This window comes from Streptomyces sp. NPDC056948 (assembly GCF_042674225.1).
GTDB classification, from domain to species: domain Bacteria; phylum Actinomycetota; class Actinomycetes; order Streptomycetales; family Streptomycetaceae; genus Streptomyces; species Streptomyces purpurascens.
Genome location: NZ_JBHUQX010000112.1, coordinates 1 through 22,664, shown reverse-complemented (window position 1 = coordinate 22,664; position 22,664 = coordinate 1). Strand labels below are relative to the sequence as shown.

Below are 22,664 nucleotides of genomic sequence, written 5' to 3'. Positions count from 1 at the left end.
CTGCGGGGCGGCGCACCGGGGTATCCCTATACGCGGAAGCGCGGGAGATCGTGTTCGACTTTCTTGAGGATTACGACCTGCTGGGAGCCTTCTGGACGACAGTGCAACTCGCTGCGCTGTCCGCCGTCGGCTCTCTCATCTGGGGCACCATGCTGGCCGCCATGCGCGTCGGCCCGGTGCCGCTGATGCGCGGTTTCGGGACCGCGTACGTGAACATCGTGCGGAACATCCCGCTGACCGTCATCATCCTGTTCACGTCGCTGGGCCTGAACCAGACGCTGGGTGTCTCCCTCGGCGCCGATGACGTCGAGACGATCAACTTCCGGCTTGCGGTGCTGGGCCTGATCTTCTACACCTCGTCCTTCGTGTGCGAGGCGCTGCGGTCCGGCATCAACACGGTGCCGGTCGGGCAGGCGGAGGCGGCTCGGGCGATCGGCCTCAGCTTCCGCCAGGTGCTGGGTCTGGTCGTGCTGCCGCAGGCGTTCCGTTCGTCTGTCGTCCCGCTGGCGAACGTGCTGATCGCCCTCATCAAGAACACCACGGTCGCGGCCGCCATCGGTGTCGCCGAGGCGGCGGTACTGATGAAGGAGATGATCGAGAACGAGGCCCAGTTGCTGCTGATCGCGGCGATCATCGCGTTCGGCTTCGTGGTTCTGACGCTGCCGACCGGTCTGATCCTCGGTTGGGTGGGCAAGAAGGTGGCGGTGAAGCGATGAGCTCCGTTCTGTACGACGCCCAGGGCCCTCGGGCCAAGCGGCGCAACGTCATCCTCACGGTGGTCTTCGTGGCCGCCGCCGCGGCCCTGCTGTGGTGGGTGTTCGGCACTCTCAAGGACAAGGGCCAGCTGGAATGGGCCCTGTGGGAACCGTTCTTCTCCGGCACCGAGGCCTGGTCCACCTACATCTGGCCGGGTCTGCTGAACACGCTGAAGGCCGCCGCCCTGGCGGTGATCATCGCGATGCCGCTCGGCGCGGTTCTCGGCATCGCCCGCCTTTCGGACCACGCGTGGGTCCGGATTCCGGCCGCGGTCGTGGTCGAGTTCTTCCGGTCCATCCCCGTGCTGGTCCTGATGATCTTCGGCCTCGCTCTGTTCGCCGAGTACACCAACGTGAGCTCCGACGACCGTCCGCTCTACGCGGTCGTCACCGGCCTGGTGCTGTACAACGCGTCCGTCCTCGCCGAGATCGTCCGGGCAGGCATCCTGGCCCTGCCCAAGGGCCAGGCCGAGGCGGCGCAGGCGATCGGCCTGCGCAAGGGCCAGCTGATGCGCCTGATCCTCCTGCCGCAGGCGGTCACCGCGATGCTCCCGGCCATCGTGAGCCAGCTCGTCGTCATCGTGAAGGACACCGCGCTCGGCGGCGCCGTTCTCACCTACTCCGAACTGCTCTCCTCGGCGAACACGATGAGCGGCTACTACGGCGCGAACATCATCGCCAGCTTCACGGTCGTGGCTGTCATCTTCATCGCGCTCAACTTCGCCCTCACGTCCTTCGCGAGCTGGCTCGAGCGCCGGCTGCGGCAGGCCAAGAAGTCGACGGGAGCGGTCGTGGGCGCGAACGACGCACAGATCGCCGGCACGACCGGGACCGGCACCGGAGGCACCGTCTGACACTCGGTCAACCCGGATGACATACTCAGGGGCAGTGGCATGATCGCCACTGCCCCTGAGTCACTTGACGCAAGCACCGGCAATGGGTTGCATACGTTCTGTGATCGTGCACCCTGCTCCAACTTCGTGTTCACCTGCGTCCCTCAGGACGTCACCACGGGCAGGGGGCGCCGCGCCGTGGACCCGGTGATCGTCGTCGGAGCGGGGCCCGTCGGGCTCACGCTCGCCTTGGCGCTGGCGCGCCAGGAGGTGCCGTGCGTCGTCCTCGACGAAGGGCCGGGCAAGGACGAACCCCGTGCGTCGCGCACCGTGGTCCTCCGCGAGGACACCACCGCCCTCATCGAACGGCTGACCGGCGTCCCCCTGGACCGGATCGGCGCCCACTGGGCCGGATGGCGGTCGGTGCGGCGCAAGCAGGTGATGCGCGAGGTCTTTTTCGACGGCACCGAGCCCGTCCCGCTGCACATCGCCCAGCACGAGCTGACCGGCGCCCTGCGCGCGGCCCTCGCGGGCGAACCGCTCGTCAAGGTCGCGGTGGAAAGCCGGCTCGACGGCATGGAGCAGGAGTCCTCGGGCGTCACGGCCCACACCCGCGGCCCCAAGGGCACGTGGTGGCGCGGCAGTTACCTGGTCGGCTGCGACGGCCCCCGCTCGACCGTGCGCAAGCTCCAGGACATCCGCTTCCCCGGCCGTACGGCGGTGGAACGTCACGCCGTCGCGGCGCTGCGGACGGAACTGCCCTGGTACAACGAGGCGTTGCTGCACCGCATGCCGCCGTGGCGCATGTCGGGCCCCTCGGCCGGCGAGGTCACCGCGCGCCCTCTGCCGGACGGCGTCTGGCGTCTGGACTGGCTTCTGCCGCCCGGAAAGGACCTGGTCACACCCGAGCTGCTGCTGACCCGCATCCGGGAGACCCTGGCAGGTTGGTCGGGCGGCACGACCCCGCCGTACGAGCTCCTGGACACCGGTGTGCACACCGTCCACCACCGGCTGGCCCGCCGCTGGCGCGCCGACCGCGTCTTCCTCGCGGGGGACGCGGCGCACCTCCACGGTTCACTGGGCACGCACGGGCTGGACGAGGGTCTGCGGGACGCCGACAACCTCGCCTGGAAACTGGCCCTGGCCTGGCACCACGGACCGCACGAGGCACTCCTCGACAGCTACCAGACCGAACGCCGGGCGATCGTGGCGGCCCGGCTCCGCGCAGCCGACCAGGCCCTTCCGCTGCTGCGCGGCGGCGGAGGCTTGCGCTCCTACGTCCCCGGCTCGGCCCGGGGCCACGACTCGCTCCTCACGGACGGCCACTTGGGGCACGGCCAGCTGGGCGCGCCGGGGGCGTACGCCGACTCGCCGCTCGCGCCCCCGCCCCTCGAAGGAGAGGTCCCGGTCCGGACATCGCCCGGATCGTCGGTCATCGACGTACGGGTCACCGCGGAGGACGGCACCTTCGTCCGGCTGCGGGACCGGCTCGGCCGCGGCGCGCTGCTCGTCGTGCTGATCGCCCCCGGCACGGGCGTGTGGGAGCGCAGGCACTGGGTGAGCGCCGGCATCATGCCCCAGCTCGCCGCCGCGGTCACGGCACTGCCGCACCACGCCGAGCTGCTGGTCGCCGAGAGCTATCCGGGCGCTGCCGCACACACGGTGCTCCTGGTACGCCCGGACGGGCATCTCGTGACCGCGCTGAGCGGAGTGCGCCCGGCCGATCTGTACACGGCGGCAGAGGCCGCGGTGGGCGGGCCGGTGAAGGCGCAGGCCGAGGCCGGTGCGTCGGCCGGCTCGCGCTGACCTCAGACACCGGAGGGGACGTGCTCTCTGTCACAGTGCGTCCGCATGGTGACAGTGAGTTGACCTGCCCGGACTGCCGTGGTGTACTCCGGTGCGTGACTGACACCTGTGTGCGCCTGTGGCGGAGGGTCCATATGGACCTCCTCCGCTATGCGGGCTGCGTGTGTCGCCCGTCCTGCTGACTTCGCATCCCTCTTTCCTCCGCGCGCGCCGCGCTCTCCTTGCCGGCCGACGCGCCTCCCGTGCGAACCCGCATCAGGACCTCCAGGACGGCACCCGTGTCTGTATCCCCCTCCGCATCCCCTTCCTCCAGCTCTACGTCTCGCTCTACGTCCGGCTCCTCCGCCTCTTCCGGGCCCACCCAGGCCGACCTCTTCGACTTCGTCCGGCGTACGGCCGCCGACACCGAGCTGATCGACTCCCTGCCGCTCGACCCGGAAGGCCGTACCTGGGTGCGGCTGGAAGGGCCCGGCGGCAGCGAGGCCTGGCTGATCGGCTGGCCGCCCGGCACGGGCACCGGCTGGCACGACCACGCCGAGTCCGTCGGCGCCTTCCTGACCGCTTCGGGCGAGCTCAAGGAGAACTCGCTCACCGCGCGGCTGCCCAGCGACGGCTGGAAGACCCTGGAGCTCTCCGACGGTGTGGACCGCGAACGCCGGCTGTCGTCCGGCCAGGGCCGCTCCTTCGGCCGGCATCACGTCCACGAGGTGCTCAACGAGTCCCCCGAGCGGCACGCGATCTCCGTCCACGCCTACTACCCGCCCCTGCCGCAGATCCGCCGCTACAGCCGCAGCGGGCCGATCCTCCGGCTCGAGCAGGTGGAGCGGCCGGAGGACTGGCAGTGAGCGCCGGCGCACACGAGCCGGTGAGCGGCAGCAGTGGCGGCGGTGTCCGACCTCCCGTCGGCATCGACGAGTTGCTGGAGCGCGTACGCGCGGGCTACGAGCGGATCGAGCCGCAGGAGGCGTACGAGGCCGCCGAGGCCGGTGACGCGCTGCTGGTGGACATCCGCTACGCGGCGCTGCGCGAGCGCGACGGCCTCATCCCCGGCGCGCTCGTCGTCGAGCGCAACGAGCTGGAGTGGCGTCTCGACCCGCAGGGCAGCCACCGGGCCGCCGAGGCAACGAGCCACTCCCTGCGTGTCGTCGTGATCTGCAACGAGGGCTACGCCTCCAGCCTGGCGGCTCAGTCCCTGCACTGGCTGGGCCTGCACCGGGCCACCGACCTGGTCGGCGGGTTCCAGGCGTGGAAGGCGTCGGGGCTCCCGGTCGTGTGATCACGCCGGAGAATCCGAACGGCTCGTCTCGGAGACGCAGGTCTCAGCACTGGTCGTCTCAGAACTGCTCGTCCCCGAGGAAGTCCGTGTCCTCGCCCTCCTCCTCCAGCGCCTGCCGGACCACGCGCAGGGCCATGCCCTCGGAGTAGCCCTTGCGGGCGAGCATGCCCGCGAGGCGGCGGAGTCGCTTGTCGCGGTCGAGCCCCCGGGTGGAGCGGAGCTTGCGCGCGACGAGCTCACGCGCGGTCGCCTCTTCCTGCTCGGGCTCCAGCTGGGAGACGGCCTCGTCGATCAGCGTGGACTCGACGCCCTTGGTCCGCAGCTCCCGGGCGAGCGCACGCCGCGCCAGCCCCCGGCCGTGGTGGCGGGACTCCACCCAGGCGTCCGCGAAGGCGCTGTCGTTGATGAGGCCGACCTCTTCGAGCCTCGACAGCACCTCCTCGGCGGCGTCGTCCGGGATCTGCCGCTTGCGCAGGGCGTCGGCGAGTTGCTTGCGGGTCCGCGGGGTCCCGGTGAGCAGGCGCAGGCAGATCGCCCGAGCCTGCTCGACCGGGTCCCCTGGAGACTCCCCCTGCTCGGCCCTCGACGAGGAGTGGGAGCCTCCGTCTTCGGTAATCACCTCACCGAAGCCTTGCCGGCGACGTCCACGCCCACGACGCGCCCCGCCGTCACGCGAGCCGCCCCTGCGTGAACCGCCTCCGCGTGAGCCTGTGCCGGGTGAGTCGCCGTCTCGGGAGCCGCCCCCGTACGGCCCCTCGTCCTCCCCGTACGACCCGTCGCTCCCGTACTCTCCGTGACCGTCCACGGCCGCGCCCACGTCGTCTCCGGTGCCCCTCCCCCGTGGGGCACCGGAGGCGGCGTACTCGTACTCCGCCCAGTCGGTTCGTCGTGTCACGGGTCAGCTCTTGGCTGCGGCGGCCTTGGACTTGGCGGTCTTGGCCGCTGCCGGGGCGGGCACCGCGGGCGCGGCGTCGGCCGGAGCGGGGGAGACCGCGGCGTCCGTGCCCGGCTCGGCGGCAGGCTCCTCGGGTCGCACGCCGACGCCCAGCTTCTCCTTGATCTTCTTCTCGATCTCGTTGGCCAGGTCGGGGTTGTCCTTGAGGAAGTTGCGCGCGTTCTCCTTGCCCTGGCCGAGCTGGTCGCCCTCGTACGTGTACCAGGCGCCGGCCTTGCGGACGAAGCCGTTCTCCACGCCCATGTCGATCAGGCCGCCCTCGCGGCTGATGCCCTGCCCGTAGAGGATGTCGAACTCCGCCTGCTTGAAGGGCGGCGCGACCTTGTTCTTGACGACCTTGACACGGGTGCGGTTGCCCACCGCGTCCGTACCGTCCTTCAGGGTCTCGATGCGGCGGATGTCCATGCGCACCGAGGCGTAGAACTTGAGCGCACGGCCACCGGTCGTGGTCTCCGGAGAACCGAACATCACGCCGATCTTCTCGCGGAGCTGGTTGATGAAGATCGCGGTGGTCTTCGACTGGTTGAGCGCGCTGGTGATCTTCCGCAGGGCCTGGCTCATCAGGCGGGCCTGCAGACCCACGTGCGAGTCGCCCATCTCGCCCTCGATCTCGGCGCGCGGGACGAGCGCGGCGACGGAGTCGATGACGATGAGGTCGAGGGCTCCGGAGCGGACCAGCATGTCCACGATCTCCAGGGCCTGCTCGCCGTTGTCCGGCTGGGACAGGATCAGGTTGTCGATGTCGACGCCGAGCTTCTTCGCGTACTCGGGGTCGAGGGCGTGCTCCGCGTCGACGAAGGCGACCTGGCCGCCGGCCTTCTGCGCGTTCGCCACCGCGTGCAGAGTCAGGGTCGTCTTGCCGGAGGACTCCGGGCCGTAGACCTCCACCACTCGGCCGCGTGGGATGCCGCCGACGCCGAGCGCCACGTCGAGTGCGGTCGACCCGGTGGGGATGACCTCGATGGGCTCGTTCGGCCGCTCGCCCATGCGCATGACCGCGCCCTTGCCGAATTGCCGTTCAATCTGTGCGAGCGCGGCATCCAGGGCCTTCTCGCGGTCGGTTCCTGCCATGGGTTCCACCCGATTTGCTTGAGTCGATCGCTTCACGTCAAAGACGCTAACGCCTGCCACTGACAATGCGCCCCGACGCACGTCCGGCCTGTGGATAACTCGGGCACTTCTCTACCCAAAGTACGTCGAAATGCTCGCCGTTGAGTCTTGCCGGAGACTCCATAAGAATGGATGTTCGATTTTCGTGTCAAGCGCATCCGCTCGGCGACGGCAGCGGTGCCACGTCATGGCTCGGTCCAGCGAACGACGAGATCAGGAGGAGCCCTGGCCGGGCCCTCCGCCCTCCGGGTCCTTCGGGTCCTCCGGTCGCTCCGCACCCCGCCGCCGTTCCCACAGCCGCCTCGTGCGCGCTATCAGGCCCGGCCCCTCCCCCCGCCAGCGATGGCCGTGCACGCGCGGGTCGTCCGTGACGTCGTAGCGCTTCACGTACGCCCCCAGGAAGGCCTGGAGCGTGGCGATGGCGGGGATGGCGATCAGCGCGCCGACGGCGCCGAGGAGCGCGGTGCCCGCGATGACCGAGCCGAAGGCGACCGCGGGGTGGATGTCGACGGTCTTCGAGGTCAGCTTGGGCTGCAGCACGTAGTTCTCGAACTGCTGGTAGACCACGACGAAGATCAGCACCCACAGCGCGTACCAGGGATCCACCGTGAACGCGATCAGCATGGGCAGGGCGCCCGCGAGATACGTGCCGATGGTGGGGATGAACTGCGACACCAGGCCCACCCACACGGCGAGCACGGGCGCGTAGGGCACGCCCAGTATCTGCAGCAGGACGAAGTGCGCCGCGCCGGAGATCAGCGCCATCAGGCCGCGCGAGTAGATGTAGCCGCCGGTCTTGATCACGGCGATCTCCCAGGCGCGCAGCACCTCGGCCTGCCGGGCGGGCGGCAGGACGGAGCAGAGCGCGCGGCGCAGTCGCGGGCCGTCCGCGGCGAAGTAGAACGAGAACAGCCCGATCGTCAGCAGCTGGAAGAGGCCCCCGAGGACCTGGGCGGACACGTCCAGGACGCCCGTGGCGCTGTTCTGCACGTAGTTGCGCAGCCAGTCGGAGCGGAGCACACCCTCCTGGATGTCCACACGCTTCAGGTCGGTCTTGAAGTGTGTGTTGATCCAGTGGATGACGGAGTCGAGGTACTCCGGGAAGCCCTCGATCATCTTGATGATCTGGTCCGCGAGGATGGAGCCGAGCAGGGTGACGAAGCCCGCCGACACGATCACCACGCCGATGAAGACGATGAACGCGGCCAGGCCTCTGCGCACGCCGCGCGAGGCCATCCAGCCCACCGCCGGTTCGATGGCGAGCGCCAGGAAGAACGCGATCAGAATGTTGATCAGCAGGCCGGTGACCTGGTGGAAGGCCCAGCTGCCCAGTTGGAACGCCGCGACGAGGGCGAGCGCGAGCACCATGGCGCGCGGCAGCCAGCGCGGCATGCGGCCGTTCGGCCCGGTGGTTCCGCCCGAGGCGGGGGGCCCGGTCGGCGGCGTCGTACCGAACGGGGAGGACTGCTGGGCTGCCTGCCCGGTCTCGTCAATGGGTGCCACGGACTAAGTCTCACCCACGCCACCGACAGCCGTCTGCCCGCCTGCGATCTTCGTGACCCGTCAGCGGTCCGTGCGACCGGTCGGCCGTCTGCCGCGACCGGTCGACGCTCTGCGCGCCGGGTCGGTCAGCGCCTCTCCCGGGGCACGTCCATCACCGAGCAGACCACCTGCCAGACTTCCTTGGCGTCCCAGCCGGCCTCCAGCGCCCCGTGCACGGTGCGCCCGCCGAGCTCCGTCATCACGTGATCGCGCGCGAAAGTGTCGGCGTAGCCCGGACCGAAGTGCTCCGCCATCCGCTGCCAGAAGACCGTCAACCGCATGACTCCAGTATCCCGCCCCTGAGGGTGGGCCTGAGCCAGGACCGCCTGCCGGCGCCGCTTTCCGCCCTACGGTCGGACCCATGGCCGAAACAGGAGCTTCCACACTCCCCCCGACGCCCGCGCCGCACAGCCCTGTCACGCGCGCGGAGCGCTTCGTCTGGCTCACCGCGCGCGTGCTGGAGCAGCGCCTCTTCGCCCACCACTTCCGTGGCGCCGCCGCCGACCCGGTGGAGACGGCGCTGGACGCCTACCGCAACGAGGACGGCGGGTACGGCCACGCGCTGGAGCCCGATCTGCGCGGTCCGGTCAGCCGACCGCCGCACACTGCCCACGCCCTGCGCGTCCTGGACGCCGTGGCGCGCTGCGCCGGCCAGCGCGTGGAACGCGTGTGCCGCTACCTGACGTCCGTCTCGACGGCGGACGGCGCGCTCCCGGCGGTCCATCCCGGCGGGCGCGGCTGTCCGACGGCCCCCTTCGTGCCGGTCGTGGCCGACCCGCCCGGCGACCTCCTGGCCACCGGGCCGGTGGTGGGGCTGCTGCACCGCAACGAGGTGTGGCACGCCTGGCTGTTCCGGGCCACGGACTTCTGCTGGCAGGCGGTCGAGTCCCTGGAGAAGTCGCACCCGTACGAGATCGAGGCCGCCGTGACCTTCCTGGACTCCGCCCCCGACCGCCCGCGCGCGGAGGCGGCCGCCGACCGCCTGGGCCGCCTGGTACGCGCAGAGGGCCTCGTGGCCCTGGACCCCGACAACGCGGACGCGTATCCGGTCTCGCCCGGCTACGCCTCCGGCGAGCACCACTTCCCGTACGACTACGCGAGGACGCCGCGCTCCCTCGCGCGCGCGTGGTTCACGGACGACGAGATGACCCGCTCCCTGGACCACCTCGCGGCCCAGCAGCAGGAGGACGGCGGCTGGCCCGCCCGATGGCGCCACCGGGCCCCGGCCCCCGCTCTGGAGGCCCGCCCGGTCGTGACGATCGAGGCCCTGCGCACCCTCAGCGCCTACGGCCGCACCATCGACTGATCACCACGCCGCTATGGCCCGCACCCCCGCGGTCACCACCACGGCCGCCGCGACGACGAGCAGGAACGGGGCGCGCAACACGAGGGCCACGGCCGCCGCTCCGAGCCCGGCGGCCCGCGCGTCCAGCACCAGCGCCTGCCCGTCGGCGAAGGTCTGCTGGGCCGTGAGGGCCGCGAGCAGCGCGACGGGCAGCAACGCGGCAAGACGCTTGACGACGGGCCGCTCCAGGGCTCCGGCCGGCACCAGCAGTCCGGCCAGCTTGACGGCGTAGCACCCGAGGACGGTCACACCGATGGCGATCCAGACGTTCACGCCTCGTCCTCCCGGGAAGCGGGCGCACCCCTGCGCCGGCCGTCCGCCCAGAGGACGACCGGCGCCGCCAGCGCGGCCAGCAGCACCGGCACCCCGGCGGGCAGTACGGGCAGCAGCCCGAGCCCCAGGAGCACGGCCAGCCCGGCGACGGCCCGCTCGGTGCCGGTCCTCAGCATCGGCGCGAGCAGGGCCAGGAACACCGCGGGCCCCGCGGCGTCCAGCCCCCACGCGTCGGTGTCCCCGATGGCCTCGGCCCCCAGGGCGCCGAGCAGCGTGGTGAGGTTCCACAGGACGTACAAGGTCAGCCCGGTCACGGCGAACCCGATCCGCGCGCTGCGCCGCGTGGGCTGAGCCAGCGCGACGGCGGCCGTCTCGTCGATCACCCACTGGGCGGCGAACGGCCGCACCACGCGCGGGAGGGCCAGCAACTGCGACAGCCGCAGGCCGTAGAAGGCGTTCCGCACGCCCAGGAAGAAGGCCCCGGCAGCCGCCGTGAACGGACTGCCTCCTGCCGCGATCGCGCCCACCAGGGCGAACTGGGAGGCCCCGGTGAACACCAGAAGGCTGAGCGCACACGTCTGCATCAGCGTGAGTCCACTGCCGGCCGACGTCACTCCGAAGGCGAACCCGGAGAGCCCCACGGCCACCCCGACGCCCAGTGCGTCCCGTACGACGGCCCGGTCCTCTTTCCCACCGGTCCCTGTATCTCTGAGAGCTGTCCGATCCACCACGCCCCGCACGCTACGAGCAGTTGCTACCTCAGGTCTTGTACGTTCTTGCGCTCCCGCTGATACGCCCCCGGCGGCACCCCGACCATGCGGCTGAAGTGCCGGTTGAGATGCGGCTGATCGGTGAACCCCACGGCCACGGCGACCTCGGAGGGCGCCGTCCCGAGGTCCAGCAGCCGCCGCGCCCGCCGGACTCGCGCGTCCGTGAGCCACGCGTGCGGCGGCATCCCGTAGGCGTTCCGAAAGGCCCGCAGCAGAGCGAACGGACTGGTCCCGAGATCAGCCGCCAGTTGCTCCAGAGTCGGCGGCAGCGCCATCCGCTCCTCCAGCACACCACGCGCGCGTGCCGCGATCCGGGTCCCGGCCGTCCGCACCTCCCGCCGCGGCATGGGCCCACCGTTCAACCGCAGCAACCTGGTCACGGCGACCCGCAACAGCGTGTCCGCGGCCAGGGCGTTGCCCTCGTCGGCGGCCCGCAGCACCTGGTGCACCAGACCGACGGTGTACGGATCGTCCATCACCGGACTGACGAACCCCGGCGTCCCCCGCAGCGCCGTCGTCTCGGCCGCGATCTCCGCCACCACGTCGACCGACGGATAGACGGCCCCGTACCGCCACCCCTCGGGCACACCGGCCCGCCCGGTGTGCGGAGTATCGGGATTCACCAGCGCGAGGGCCCCTGCCCCGGCGTACTGATCACCCCCACCGTGGTGGAACACCTCCACCCCGTCGGCGATGGCGGCGATCACGAAGTTCTCGTGCGTGTGCCGCACGAACGTCTTCCGCACGTACCGGGCCCGCAGCAGATCCACCCCGGGCAGCTCGTCGTACTGCCAGTGCCGCGCGCGCTCTGTCATACGGCCATTGTCCGCCGCCCCGCCCGTGGCTCCCCGGTCACCCGTCTCCGGCGCCCGCGACGTGTGCGAAGACGACCTGGCCAAACCGCCATCGGGCCCCGTTGTCAGTGCCGAGGTGCACGATGGACGCATGCCCAGCAATGCGCACCGAGCCCTGGACGGCTTCTCACCCGCGACCCGCGCCTGGTTCACGGGTGCCTTCCCCGCGCCCACCACCGCCCAGGCCGGCGCGTGGCAGGCCATCCACGAGGGCTCGGACGTGCTGGTCGTCGCCCCCACCGGTTCCGGCAAGACCCTGGCCGCCTTCCTGGCCGCCCTGGACCAGCTCGCCTCGACCCCTCCCCCCGCCGATCCCAAGAAGCGCTGCCGGGTCCTGTACGTCTCGCCCCTCAAGGCGCTGGCCGTGGATGTCGAGCGCAACCTCCGCAGCCCCCTGACCGGCATCCGCCAGGAATCCGTGCGGATGGGCCTGCCCGAGCCCGAGGTCAAGGTGGGCATCCGCTCGGGCGACACCCCGGCCGCCGAGCGCCGCTCCCTGGCCACCCGCCCGCCGGACATCCTGATCACGACCCCCGAGTCGCTGTTCCTGATGCTGACCTCCGCCACGCGCGACGCGCTGACCGGTATCGAAACGGTGATCCTCGACGAGGTGCACGCGGTCGCCGGCACCAAGCGTGGCGCCCACCTGGCCCTCTCCCTGGAGCGGCTGGACGACCTCCTGCCGAGGCCGGCCCGCCGCATCGGCCTCTCGGCGACGGTCCGCCCGGTCGACGAGGTGGCCCGTTTCCTCTCGCCCCAGCGCAAGGTGGAGATCGTCCAGCCGGAGTCGGGCAAGGAGTTCGACCTGTCCGTGGTCGTCCCGGTCGAGGACCTGGGCGAGCTGGGCGGGTCCCCCGTGTCCGACGGCTCGGAGGGCGCCGAGCGCCCGTCGATCTGGCCGCACGTCGAGGAGCGGATCGCCGACCTCGTCCAGGCCCACCGCTCCACGATCGTCTTCGCGAACTCCCGCCGCCTCGCGGAGCGCCTGTGCAACCGCCTGAACGAGATCGCGTACGAGCGGGCCACCGGCGAGCCTCTCGACGAGCACCACACCCCGGCCGAGCTGATGGGCGGCTCGGGAGCCGCCCAGGGCGCACCCCAGGTCATCGCCCGTGCCCACCACGGCTCGGTCTCCAAGGAACAGCGCGCCCTGGTCGAGGAGGACCTCAAGGCGGGCCGGCTGCCCGCGGTGGTCGCCACCTCCAGCCTGGAACTGGGCATCGACATGGGCGCGGTCGACCTGGTCGTCCAGGTCGAATCCCCGCCCTCGGTCGCCTCCGGCCTCCAGCGCGTGGGCCGCGCGGGCCACCAGGTGGGCGCGGTCTCCACCGGCGTCGTCTTCCCCAAGTACCGAGGCGACCTGGTCCAGGCGGCGGTGGTCACCGAGCGCATGCGCACCGGCGCCATCGAGTCCCTCAGGGTCCCCGCCAACCCTCTGGACGTCCTGGCCCAGCAGGTCGTCGCCATGACGGCTCTGGACACCTGGCAGTTCGACGACCTGCTGGCAGCCGTCCGCCGGGCCGCCCCCTTCGCCTCACTGCCCGAGTCCGCCTTCACGGCGGTGCTCGACATGCTCGCCGGCCGCTACCCGTCCGACGCCTTCGCCGAGCTGCGCCCGCGCGTGGTGTGGGACCGCGTCACCGGCGAGATCACCGGCCGCCCCGGCGCACAGCGCCTCGCTGTCACCTCCGGCGGCACGATCCCGGACCGAGGCCTCTTCGGTGTCTTCCTCGCGGGCGCCGATCCCAAGAAGGGCGGCGGCCGGGTCGGCGAGCTCGACGAGGAGATGGTCTACGAGTCCCGCGTCGGCGACGTCTTCACGCTCGGCACGAGTTCCTGGCGCATCGAGGACATCACCCGCGACCGCGTCCTGGTCTCCCCCGCCCCGGGCGTACCGGGCCGGCTGCCCTTCTGGAAGGGCGACCAGCTCGGCCGTCCGCTCGAGCTGGGCCGGGCGCTGGGCACCTTCCTGCGCGAGGTCGGTTCGCTGCCCAAGGACGACGCCCGCCTCCGCCTCCTCGCCGCGGGCCTGGACGCCTGGGCGGCGGACAACGTGCTCTCGTATCTGGAGGAGCAGCGCGAGGCCTGCGGCCATGTCCCGGACGACCGGACGATCGTCGTGGAGCGCTTCCGCGACGAGCTCGGCGACTGGCGGGTGGTGGTGCACTCCCCCTTCGGCGCCCAGGTGCACGCCCCGTGGGCGCTCGCCCTCGGCGCCAAGCTCTCCGAGCGGTACGGCATGGACGCGCAGGTCATGCACGCCGACGACGGCATCGTGCTGCGCCTGCCGGACGCCGACCTGATGGGCCTGGACCTGCTCGACCAGGAACCGGTCAAGATGGGCCGGGAGTACGACGCCGGACAGGCCCCCGTGGGCGCCGCCGACGTCGTCTTCGACAAGGGCGAGGTCGACCAGGTCGTCACCGACCAGGTGGGCAGCTCGGCCCTGTTCGCGTCCCGCTTCCGCGAGTGCGCCGCCCGCGCGCTGCTCCTGCCCCGCCGCAACCCCGGCAAGCGCACGCCTCTGTGGCAGCAACGGCAGCGCGCCTCCCAGCTCTTGCAGGTGGCCAGCGAGTTCGGCTCGTTCCCGATCGTCCTGGAGGCGGTACGCGAGTGCCTCCAGGACGTCTTCGACGTCCCCGGACTCGTCGAACTGATGGGCGACGTGGAGTCCCGCAAGGTGCGCCTCGTCGAGGTCACCACTGCCGAACCGTCTCCCTTCGCGCGTTCCCTCCTCTTCGGCTACGTCGCCCAGTTCCTGTACGAGGGCGACTCCCCACTCGCCGAGCGCCGCGCAGCCGCCCTGTCGCTGGACTCCCGGCTGCTGGCCGAGCTGCTGGGCCAGGCTGAGCTGCGCGAGCTGCTCGACGCGGAGGTGCTGACCGAGCTGGAGCGCGAGCTGCAGTGGCTCACCGAGGACCGCCGCGCTAAGGACGCCGAGAGCGTCGCGGACCTCCTCCGCCTCCTCGGCCCGCTCACGGATACGGACCTGGCCGAGCGGGGCGCCGAACCCCAGTGGGCTCAGGAACTGGCCGGTGCCCGCCGTGCCATCCGGGTCCGGATCGCGGGCGGAGACCACTGGGCGGCGATCGAGGACGCGGGCAGGCTGCGCGACGCCCTGGGCACGGCCCTGCCGGTCGGTGTCCCGGAAGCGTTCACGGAGCCCGTCAAGGACCCGCTCGGCGACCTCCTCGCGCGCTACGCCCGCACCCACGGCCCGTTCACCTCGGCCACGGCGGCGGCCCGCTTCGGCCTGGGCGTGGCCGTCACCGAGGGCGCCCTCCACCGGCTCGCCGCGGCGGGCCGGATCGTCCAGGGCGAGTTCCACCCGGCCGGGATCGGCCAGGAGTGGTGCGACGCGGCCGTTCTGCGCCGACTGCGCCGCCGCTCCCTGGCCGCCCTGCGACACGAGCTGGAGCCGGTGGCGCCCGCCGCGCTCGCCCAGTTCCTCCCGCAGTGGCAGCACATCGGCAAGGGACACTCCCTGCGCGGCATCGACGGACTGGTGCGCGCCATCGAGCAGGTGCAGGGCGCGTCCGTGCCGGCTTCCGCCCTGGAGAAGCTCGTCCTGCCCTCCCGGGTCGTGAACTACACCCCGGGGATGCTGGACGAGCTCACCGCAGCGGGCGAGGTGCTGTGGGCCGGGGCCGGCTCGCTCCCCGGCAAGGACGGCTGGGTCTCCCTCTACCTGGCGGACGCGGCCCCCCTGCTCCTGCCGCCCCCGCACCCCTTGGAGCTGACCGCCCTCCACCAGTCCGTCCTGGACACCCTGTCCGGCGGCTACGGCCTGTTCTTCCGCCAGATCACCGACCAGGTCCGCGCCACCACCCACCCCGACGCCACCGATCCCCAGCTCGCCGACGTGCTCTGGGACCTCGCCTGGTCCGGCCGCCTGACGAACGACACGCTCACCCCCATGCGCTCCCTGCTCGGCTCGGGCCGTACCGCCGGCTCCACGGCCCACCGCGCCAAGCGGGCGGTCCCGCGCGGCCGGTACGGCTCCCTGACGGCCGCGGCCCGCCCCGCCGCGTCCCGCTCCGGTCCGCCGACCGTCGCCGGGCGCTGGTCCCTGCTCCCGTCCCACGAGCCGGACCCCACGGTGCGCGCCCACGCCCTCGCCCGCACCCTCCTCGACCGGCACGGCGTGGTGACCAGGGGCGCGGTCTCGGCGGAAGGAGTCGAGGGCGGGTTCTCGGCAACGTACCGCGTCCTGTCCGTCTTCGAGGAGAGCGGCCAGGCCCGCCGCGGCTATGTGGTGGAGGGGCTCGGCGCGGCTCAGTTCGCGATGGACGGCGCCGTGGACCGCCTGCGCGCGGTGTCCAACGCCCGCGACCGCGGCCAGGACCTGCCCGGCCCTCCTCCGGGCCCCGACCTCGATCCGTTCCCGGCCCATGACTTCGCCGAGCTGGACGACGCGCCCCGCTCCAACGGCCACACCGACGACCCCGGCCCCGACGGCTTCCCCGACTTCGGCCCCGCCTACGGCACCCCGGCACCCCAGCCGTCCCCGGGCGACTACGTCTCGCCCCGCGACTACCCCCCGCAGGCCGCCCCGCCCTGGCAGAACGGCGGACGCCCGGCGTACGACGCCGGGTTCCCGGGCCGCCGTACCCGCCCGGACCCCGCGTCCAGGGCCATGGTCCTCGCCGCCGCCGATCCGGCGAACGCGTACGGCGCCGCCCTGGCCTGGCCCGAACCCCCGACCGGCGCCGGGCACAAGCCGGGCCGCAAGGCGGGCTCCCTGGTGGTGCTCGTCGAGGGCGAGCTGACGCTCTACATGGAGCGCGGCGGCAAGACCCTGCTGGCCTGGGCCGCCGACCCCGACGGCGCACCCACCGACGACCCCCGCCTGCGCACGGCCGCGGAGGCACTCGCCGCAGCCGCCCGCGCGGGCTCCCTCGGCACGGTCACGGTGGAGCGGGTCAACGGCACCCAGGCCCTGACCTCTCCCATCGGCACCCTCCTGGAAGGAGCGGGCTTCATCGCGACGCCCCGCGGACTCCGCCTCCGCGCCTGACCGCCTGCCGCCACACCCCGCCCACACCCCGCCCACACCCCGCCCACCAGCGGACACCCACCACGGGCCTCCGCCCTCCCCACCCGACCACGAACCTCCGACCACCCCGCCCCCGTGCCACCCTTGACCCATGCCCGAAGGTGACACGGTCTGGCAGACCGCGAAGCGGCTGCACGGCGCCCTCGCGGGCAAGGTGCTGACCCGCAGCGACCTGCGGGTGCCCCGGTTCGCCACGGCCGACCTCACGGGTCGTACGGTCCTCGACGTCACCCCGCGCGGCAAGCACCTCCTGACCCGCGTGGAGGGCGGCCTGACGCTCCACTCCCATCTGCGGATGGACGGCTCCTGGAAGGTCTACGCGAACGGCCGGCGCTGGAGCGGCGGCCCAGGCCACCAGATCCGCGCGATCCTCGCGAACGCCGACAGCACAGCCGTCGGCTACCGCCTGCCCGTCCTGGAACTCCTGCGCACCACCGACGAGCACCGCGCGGTGGGCCACCTCGGCCCGGACCTCCTCGGCCCGGACTGGGACCCCGACCGAGCCCTCGCCCATGTCCTCCAGGACCCCGCCCGCCCCCTCGGCGAGGCCCTGCTCGACCAGCGCAACCTCGCCGGCATCGGCAATGTCTACAAGAGCGAGCTCTGCTTCCTGCTCGGCGTCACCCCCTGGCTCCCCGTGGGCGACCTGCCCGCCGAACGCGCCGCGAAGCTGCCCGCGCTCGCCAGGAAGCTGCTGGAGACCAACCGCGACCGCCCGGTCCGCAGTACGACGGGCCGCCGCGGCCAGGACCTCTTCGTCTACGGCCGGGCCCCCCGTCCCTGTCTGCGCTGCCGCACCTCCGTCCGCGTCGCCGACCAGGGCGACGGCTCCCGCGAACGTCCCACCTACTGGTGTCCCACCTGCCAGCCGGGCCCCGCCCCGGCCCCGGCCGGACGCATCCGGCCCGGCTCAAGTAATTGACGACCCGTCAGATTCGCTCGTACGGTCCCTATATGCCCGTCACGGCGTACGACCTCAGCGGCCGCACCGCGTTCGTCACCGGGGCCGCGAGCGGCATCGGCCGCGCCTCGGCCCTCCTGCTCGCCGAGGCGGGCGCGACCGTGCACTGCGCGGACCGCGACACCGAGGGCCTGCACGAGACGGCGGCCCTGATCAAGGACACCGGCGGCACCGCCCACCCGCACCCCCTCGACGTCACCGACCGCTCCCAGCTGAGACAGGCCATCACCTCCTGCGAACGCCTGGACGCCCTGGCCGCGATCGCCGGCATCATGCACAGCAGTCCCGTGCTGGAGACCCGGGACGAGGACCTCGACCGGGTGCTCGACGTGAACTTCAAGGGTGTGCTGTACGCCTGCCAGGAAGCGGCCCGTCTGATGATCGCAACCGGCACCCGGGGCAGCATCGTCACCATGGCCTCGGGCGCCGTGGACACCGGCGGTCCCGGGCTGCTCTGCTACGGCGCGGCGAAGGCGGCGGTGGTCCAGTTGACGAAGACCCTCGCGACAGAGGTCGGCCGGCACGGCATCCGCGTCAACGCGGTCGCTCCCGGTTGGATCCGTACGCCGATGACCGACCGCCACGACAGCGAGGCCCAGACGCACACAGAGTCCGTCATGGCCCGTATGTCACCCCTGGGCCGGGTGGGCGAGCCCGAGGACATCGCTCACGCGGTCCTGCACCTGGCATCCGAGGCCTCGGCGTTCACCACAGGCCAGATTCTCCGCCCGAACGGGGGTGTGGCGATGCCGTGGTAGCACGGGTTCCGCGATCACCCCGCACCCCCCAGGCCCTCCGCCACCGCCCCGGGCCGACCACCCCACTCGCCCGCTCCTTCGGCACACAGTGCACCGGCAACACGCTCAGCCCCCACCCCCCGGCCGCGACCGCTGCCTCCACCGCCCCGGCGCCGGGCACGACCGCCAGCCGGAGCACCGCCCACCACCACAGCACCCCCAGACCGAGCCCGGCCCCGCGGACCCCCCAGCCCCGGACCCCCCAGCGCCCTATCCCCGCCATGGCCGCCACCTCCGGCCCGACGCTATTCGGCCGCTCGGACCCGCCGGCAGGGCGCACCAACGGCACACAGGCGCACCGCGCACCACTCGAAGCCGGGCGGCATCACGCCCGGCCGGACCGTCATCCGATCCCGTCACCCGTTCTCGGCCTGGAACATCCAGTGATGCTTCTCCAGGTCCGCCGTGATGCCGATGAAGATGTCCTGGCTCACCGGGTCCGGCTCGCCGGTCGCCTCGACCCGCTCCCGCATCCGCGCGATCACCGCGCCCAGCGCCTCGACGAGCGCCCCCACGGCGGTCGTGTCATCGACCCACCCCTCAGGGGTCACGCCGATGCCACTGCCGACGGCCACCGTCGCGGCACGCCCGTCGGGCGAGATACCGAGCGCCGCGGCGCGCTCCGCCACGGTGTCGGAGTACTTCCGCGCGGTGTCGACGACCTCGTCGAGCTGGAGATGGACGGAACGGAAGCGCGGTCCCACCACGTTCCAGTGGATCTGCTTCGCCACGAGGGCGAGATCCACCAGGTCGACCAGCGCACCTTGCAGCGCCTCCGACACGGTCTTCAAGCTCGCGTCGGACAACGGGCTCTTGACGACGTACATCCGCACCTCCGTGGACTGTCCCCCGCCATCCCCTCAACGATGACCGCCGTACGCCACACCGGCAAACGCACACGAAACGGGCAGTCCGGCGCCGGACTGCCCGCGTGCAAGCAAAAACCCCGGGCGGGCACCCCTCCGGATCTCCCGGAGAGGCCCGGCCGGGGCCTCAGCACTCCTAGCGCCTGGTCGGCGCCGTTCGTTTCATGCCGCGTACGCGATAACGCTCACGCGGCGACGACGTCCACCGCCTCGGCGGGCGCCTTGATGGTCACCCGTTCCGGTGGCACACCGGTCACCGATACGGAACCCAGCATCGGACGAACCGGCGTGGGTACAGGCTCGCTGGGGGTGGCCGCAGCAGACTGGGCCAGCTCGGCGAGGGCGAGCTCGTCGCTCACTTCCCGCATGAGCTCGGACATCCGTACGTCCAGCGCGTCGCAGATGGCGGAGAGCAGCTCGGAGGAAGCCTCCTTCTGCCCCCGCTCCACCTCGGAGAGATAGCCGAGTGAGACTCGGGCGGACGAGGAGACTTCGCGCAGAGTACGGCCCTGGCGCTGGCGCTGCCGACGCAGCACGTCACCCAGCAGGCGACGGAGCAGAATCATCGGTGGCTCCCTCCTCGGACCGCGTAGCCGCATCCATTACGCCCCACCGTACCGCCTTGCGCCGCGGCCGTGCGGGGAGCGATGTCGTGTTCACTCAGGGCTGCAAACATCAAAACCCCCCGTTCCGTTCCGTATCCTGTGCCCGCTCATTCCCAGTCTGTTCGCCCGCAAGCCCCTTCAGGAGCAGTGCGAGTACGCTCCGTACACTCTCTCTACGAATTTCCTCGCGGTCGCCGTTCAACCGCAGAGCCTCCACTTTTCCGCCGGGGGCAGAACCGGAATCGACCCCGAAGGGCCCGTCCACGGCGCCTACCACCGCCCCGACGGCCCTGCCGTCCCGCGGCTCGGGACACGCGCCACCGCTGGTCACGTCGGTGGCACAGGCGGTCAGGGAGCCCCGGAAGGCTTGGGACGCCTTGGAAGCCGATATGACCTCCGCGGCAACGAGGCCACCGGTCAACGACTCCGCGACGGCGAGCTTCCGGCCCTTCACCGTGAGTAGTCGCACCACGTCAGTGGCCGTGGAACTCACGCTTCCTTCTCCTCCAACGCGGCCTTGCGCTCGGCGATTCCCTGCCTGCGCAGCACAATGGCCTGTTTCACATAGTCGAGCCCGGTCACCACGGTCAGAACGACCGCAGCAGCCATCACCCACCACCTCAGGGTGGCCAGCCACCCCGTCAGCGCCAGCACATACATGCCCACGGCCACGCCCTGGGTGAGGGTCTTGAGCTTGCCGCCGCGGCTGGCGGGGATGACGCCGTACCGGATGACAACAAAACGCAGCAGGGTGATCCCGAGTTCCCGCCCGAGGATGACGCCGGTCACCCACCACGGCAGATCCCCGAGGGCGGACAGACAGATCAGCGCCGCCCCCATGATCGCCTTGTCGGCGATGGGGTCGGCGATCTTCCCGAAGTCCGTGACCAGGTTGTACGTGCGCGCCAGGTGGCCGTCGAAAATGTCCGTGATCATGGCGATGGCGAAGGCCGCCCAAGCCAGGGCCCGCCACGCCGGGTCGTATCCGCCGTCCGCGAGCATCAGCGCCACGAAGGCCGGTACGAGCACCAGCCGGAGCATGGTCAGGAGGTTGGCGATGTTCCAGACACTGGCCTGGTTGACGGCCGCTGCCGTCAGCTTCTTGCCCCGCGCGCCCTTGTCTTCGCCTTGTGCGTCGACGCCGGCGGCGGCGCCGTCAGAGCCCTCACCGACGACTGCCCCACTGCCACCCGCACCGTGCCCCGTACCGGATGTCCCGCCCTCAGCCGACCGTGCGGCCGTGCGGCCGACCGCCGACCCGGGCACCTTCCCCGAGGCCGCACCGGCCGCGGGCCTCCTGGCGCCGGAGGCGCCTCCCGCCGCGGCTGCCGGGACACCGGTCATCTGCCCGCCTCCTCACTCCACGCAGGCGACGCGAACGAGCCCTGCAGGGGCTCGGCCACCAGGTCGACACCCTCCGTACCGACCACCTTCGCCTCGACCATACGACCGCTCACGAGCCCCGCGCCGCTCGTGAGCTGCACCTGGCCGTCCGTCTCGGGCGCCTGGTGCGCGGCGCGGCCGTACACGCCCTCCTCGTCGACGGACTCGACGAGCACGTGCACGGTCTGGCCGACGCGCTCCTCGGCGCGCTGCGAGACGAGCTCCTCGGCCAGCCGCGAGACCCGGGCCAGCCGCTCGGCGACCACGTCCTCGTCGAGCTTGTTCTCGTAGGTCGCCGCCTCGGTGCCCTCCTCGTCGGAGTAGCCGAAGACGCCGATCGCGTCCAGCCGCGCGCCGTCGAGGAACCGCTCCAGTTCGGCGAGGTCGGCCTCGCTCTCGCCGGGGAAGCCGACGATGAAGTTGGAGCGCACGCCGGCCTCGGGCGCCTTGCTCCGGATGGTGTCGAGCAGTTCCAGGAAGCGGTCGGTGTCGCCGAAGCGGCGCATCGCGCGCAGCACGCCGGGTGCGGAGTGCTGGAAGGAGAGGTCGAAGTAGGGCGCGACCTTCGCGGTCGAGGTCAGGACGTCGATCAGGCCGGGCCGCATCTCCGCGGGCTGGAGGTAGCTCACCCGGACCCGCTCGATGCCGTCGACCTCGGCGAGCTCGGGCAGCAGCGACTCCAGCAGGCGGATGTCGCCCAGGTCCTTGCCGTAGGAGGTGTTGTTCTCGGAGACCAGCATGATCTCCTTCACGCCCTGCTCGGCCAGCCAGCGCGTCTCGTTCAGCACGTCGCTCGGGCGGCGGGAGATGAAGGAGCCGCGGAAGGACGGGATGGCGCAGAAGGAGCAGCGCCGGTCGCAGCCGGAGGCGAGCTTCACGGAGGCGACCGGAGTGCCCTCAAGGCGGCGGCGCAGGGGCGCGCGGGGACCGGAGGCCGGAGCGAGGCCTTCCGGAAGGTCGGCCGGGGCGTGCCCGGGCAGCGCGACCTCGGCGGCGGACTCCTGGCGCTGCGCCGGGCTGATCGGCAGCAGCTTGCGCCGGTCGCGCGGGGTGTGCGAGGCGTGGATGCCGCCGTTGAGGATGGTCTGGAGCCGGTCCGAGATGTCCGTGTAGTCGTCGAACCCGAGCACGCCGTCGGCCTCGGGGAGGGCCTCGGCGAGTTCCTTGCCGTACCGCTCGGCCATGCAGCCCACCGCCACCACGGCCTGGGTTCTGCCGTGCCCCTTGAGGTCGTTGGCTTCCAGGAGGGCGTCGACGGAGTCCTTCTTGGCGGCCTCGACGAAGCCGCAGGTGTTCACGACGGCGACGTCCGCGTCCTCGGCGTCCTTCACGAGGTGCCAGCCGTCCGCCTCCAAACGGCCTGCGAGCTCCTCCGAGTCCACCTCGTTACGGGCGCAGCCAAGGGTGACCAGTGCGACGGTACGGCGTTCAGGCATGGGCTCAAGAGTACTTCGTCCCGCTGACACCCCACGTCGAC

22 protein-coding genes are annotated in these 22,664 nt (G+C 72.0%); 10 read left to right on the top strand and 12 right to left on the bottom strand.

The window, feature by feature from the left end:
* Window positions 1-50 precede the first annotated feature (50 nt).
* From ACFTZL_RS16845 to ACFTZL_RS16820, 6 genes are all read left to right on the top strand, one after another.
* Complete coding sequence (locus ACFTZL_RS16845) at window positions 51-716, top strand: amino acid ABC transporter permease (RefSeq protein WP_193476363.1); 666 nt, start codon at window positions 51-53, stop codon at window positions 714-716.
* Window positions 713-1,609, top strand: coding sequence for an amino acid ABC transporter permease (locus tag ACFTZL_RS16840; protein WP_382582657.1), 897 nt, complete (start codon window positions 713-715; stop codon window positions 1,607-1,609). The genes ACFTZL_RS16845 and ACFTZL_RS16840 overlap by 4 nt, the downstream gene beginning before the upstream one ends.
* A gap of 177 nt (window positions 1,610-1,786) precedes the next feature.
* Window positions 1,787-3,394 (top strand): FAD-dependent monooxygenase, encoded by a 1,608-nt coding sequence (locus ACFTZL_RS16835; protein WP_382582654.1) that lies wholly within the window; start codon window positions 1,787-1,789, stop codon window positions 3,392-3,394.
* Window positions 3,395-3,414: 20 nt separating this feature from the next.
* On the top strand, window positions 3,415-3,576 hold the full coding sequence (locus ACFTZL_RS16830) for a putative leader peptide (RefSeq protein WP_382582651.1): 162 nt from the start codon (window positions 3,415-3,417) through the stop codon (window positions 3,574-3,576).
* Window positions 3,577-3,672: 96 nt separating this feature from the next.
* Complete coding sequence (locus tag ACFTZL_RS16825; RefSeq protein ID WP_382582649.1) at window positions 3,673-4,239, top strand: cysteine dioxygenase; 567 nt, start codon at window positions 3,673-3,675, stop codon at window positions 4,237-4,239.
* Window positions 4,236-4,670 (top strand): rhodanese-like domain-containing protein, encoded by a 435-nt coding sequence (locus ACFTZL_RS16820; RefSeq protein ID WP_382582647.1) that lies wholly within the window; start codon window positions 4,236-4,238, stop codon window positions 4,668-4,670. The genes ACFTZL_RS16825 and ACFTZL_RS16820 overlap by 4 nt, the downstream gene beginning before the upstream one ends.
* A gap of 58 nt (window positions 4,671-4,728) precedes the next feature.
* Here ACFTZL_RS16820 and recX read toward each other — a convergent pair whose 3' ends face one another.
* The 4 genes from recX to ACFTZL_RS16800 all read right to left on the bottom strand — a co-directional run bounded on the left by recX (window position 4,729) and on the right by ACFTZL_RS16800 (window position 8,558).
* Entirely contained in the window at window positions 4,729-5,565 is an 837-nt protein-coding gene (gene recX / locus ACFTZL_RS16815; RefSeq protein ID WP_382582644.1) for a recombination regulator RecX, read from the bottom strand.
* A gap of 3 nt (window positions 5,566-5,568) precedes the next feature.
* On the bottom strand, window positions 5,569-6,696 hold the full coding sequence (gene recA, locus ACFTZL_RS16810; protein WP_382582641.1) for a recombinase RecA: 1,128 nt from the start codon (window positions 6,694-6,696) through the stop codon (window positions 5,569-5,571).
* A 252-nt stretch (window positions 6,697-6,948) separates the two neighbouring features.
* Complete coding sequence (locus ACFTZL_RS16805) at window positions 6,949-8,238, bottom strand: AI-2E family transporter (RefSeq protein ID WP_382582638.1); 1,290 nt, start codon at window positions 8,236-8,238, stop codon at window positions 6,949-6,951.
* A 125-nt stretch (window positions 8,239-8,363) separates the two neighbouring features.
* On the bottom strand, window positions 8,364-8,558 hold the full coding sequence (locus ACFTZL_RS16800) for a DUF3046 domain-containing protein (protein WP_382582635.1): 195 nt from the start codon (window positions 8,556-8,558) through the stop codon (window positions 8,364-8,366).
* Between the two features lie 80 nt (window positions 8,559-8,638).
* Between ACFTZL_RS16800 and ACFTZL_RS16795 the strand changes: the two genes are divergently transcribed.
* A complete protein-coding gene (locus ACFTZL_RS16795; protein ID WP_382582632.1) occupies window positions 8,639-9,583 on the top strand; it encodes a hypothetical protein in 945 nt (314 codons plus the stop codon).
* On the opposite strand, the gene ACFTZL_RS16790 is transcribed toward ACFTZL_RS16795, so the two are convergent.
* Genes ACFTZL_RS16790 through ACFTZL_RS16780 form a run of 3 tightly spaced genes read right to left on the bottom strand, consistent with a single transcriptional unit; the run spans window position 9,584 to window position 11,480 of the window.
* Window positions 9,584-9,895, bottom strand: a complete 312-nt coding sequence (locus ACFTZL_RS16790) for an AzlD domain-containing protein (protein ID WP_382582629.1) — start codon at window positions 9,893-9,895, stop codon at window positions 9,584-9,586.
* Window positions 9,892-10,626: an AzlC family ABC transporter permease gene (locus tag ACFTZL_RS16785; protein ID WP_382582625.1), complete on the bottom strand. Its 735-nt coding sequence runs from the start codon at window positions 10,624-10,626 to the stop codon at window positions 9,892-9,894. The genes ACFTZL_RS16790 and ACFTZL_RS16785 overlap by 4 nt, the downstream gene beginning before the upstream one ends.
* 23 nt (window positions 10,627-10,649) lie before the next feature.
* On the bottom strand, window positions 10,650-11,480 hold the full coding sequence (locus ACFTZL_RS16780) for an AraC family transcriptional regulator (RefSeq protein WP_382582622.1): 831 nt from the start codon (window positions 11,478-11,480) through the stop codon (window positions 10,650-10,652).
* Window positions 11,481-11,610: 130 nt separating this feature from the next.
* Between ACFTZL_RS16780 and ACFTZL_RS16775 the strand changes: the two genes are divergently transcribed.
* The 3 genes from ACFTZL_RS16775 (at window position 11,611) to ACFTZL_RS16765 (ending at window position 18,294) form a co-directional block, all read left to right on the top strand.
* Entirely contained in the window at window positions 11,611-16,536 is a 4,926-nt protein-coding gene (locus tag ACFTZL_RS16775; RefSeq protein WP_382582619.1) for an ATP-dependent helicase, read from the top strand.
* A 130-nt stretch (window positions 16,537-16,666) separates the two neighbouring features.
* Window positions 16,667-17,497 carry an Fpg/Nei family DNA glycosylase gene (locus ACFTZL_RS16770; protein WP_382582616.1) on the top strand — a complete coding sequence of 277 codons (831 nt, stop codon included), beginning with the start codon at window positions 16,667-16,669 and terminating at the stop codon, window positions 17,495-17,497.
* 32 nt (window positions 17,498-17,529) lie between these two features.
* A complete protein-coding gene (locus ACFTZL_RS16765) occupies window positions 17,530-18,294 on the top strand; it encodes an SDR family NAD(P)-dependent oxidoreductase (RefSeq protein WP_382582613.1) in 765 nt (254 codons plus the stop codon).
* A 395-nt stretch (window positions 18,295-18,689) separates the two neighbouring features.
* Here the strand turns inward: ACFTZL_RS16765 and ACFTZL_RS16760 are convergent, their stop codons facing one another.
* From ACFTZL_RS16760 to rimO, 5 genes are all read right to left on the bottom strand, one after another.
* Window positions 18,690-19,160, bottom strand: coding sequence for a Dps family protein (locus ACFTZL_RS16760; protein ID WP_243379206.1), 471 nt, complete (start codon window positions 19,158-19,160; stop codon window positions 18,690-18,692).
* 224 nt (window positions 19,161-19,384) lie between these two features.
* The gene (locus tag ACFTZL_RS16755; RefSeq protein WP_003993396.1) at window positions 19,385-19,765 is read right to left on the bottom strand and encodes a helix-turn-helix domain-containing protein; all 381 of its coding nucleotides are present in this window, start codon (window positions 19,763-19,765) and stop codon (window positions 19,385-19,387) included.
* Between the two features lie 109 nt (window positions 19,766-19,874).
* Window positions 19,875-20,297, bottom strand: coding sequence for a CinA family protein (locus tag ACFTZL_RS16750; RefSeq protein ID WP_382582609.1), 423 nt, complete (start codon window positions 20,295-20,297; stop codon window positions 19,875-19,877).
* Window positions 20,294-21,148 (bottom strand): CDP-diacylglycerol--glycerol-3-phosphate 3-phosphatidyltransferase, encoded by an 855-nt coding sequence (gene pgsA, locus ACFTZL_RS16745; protein WP_382582606.1) that lies wholly within the window; start codon window positions 21,146-21,148, stop codon window positions 20,294-20,296. Before pgsA ends, ACFTZL_RS16750 begins: the two co-directional genes overlap by 4 nt.
* A complete protein-coding gene (rimO, locus tag ACFTZL_RS16740) occupies window positions 21,145-22,623 on the bottom strand; it encodes a 30S ribosomal protein S12 methylthiotransferase RimO (protein ID WP_382582603.1) in 1,479 nt (492 codons plus the stop codon). The genes pgsA and rimO overlap by 4 nt, the downstream gene beginning before the upstream one ends.
* Window positions 22,624-22,664: the final 41 nt, after the last annotated feature.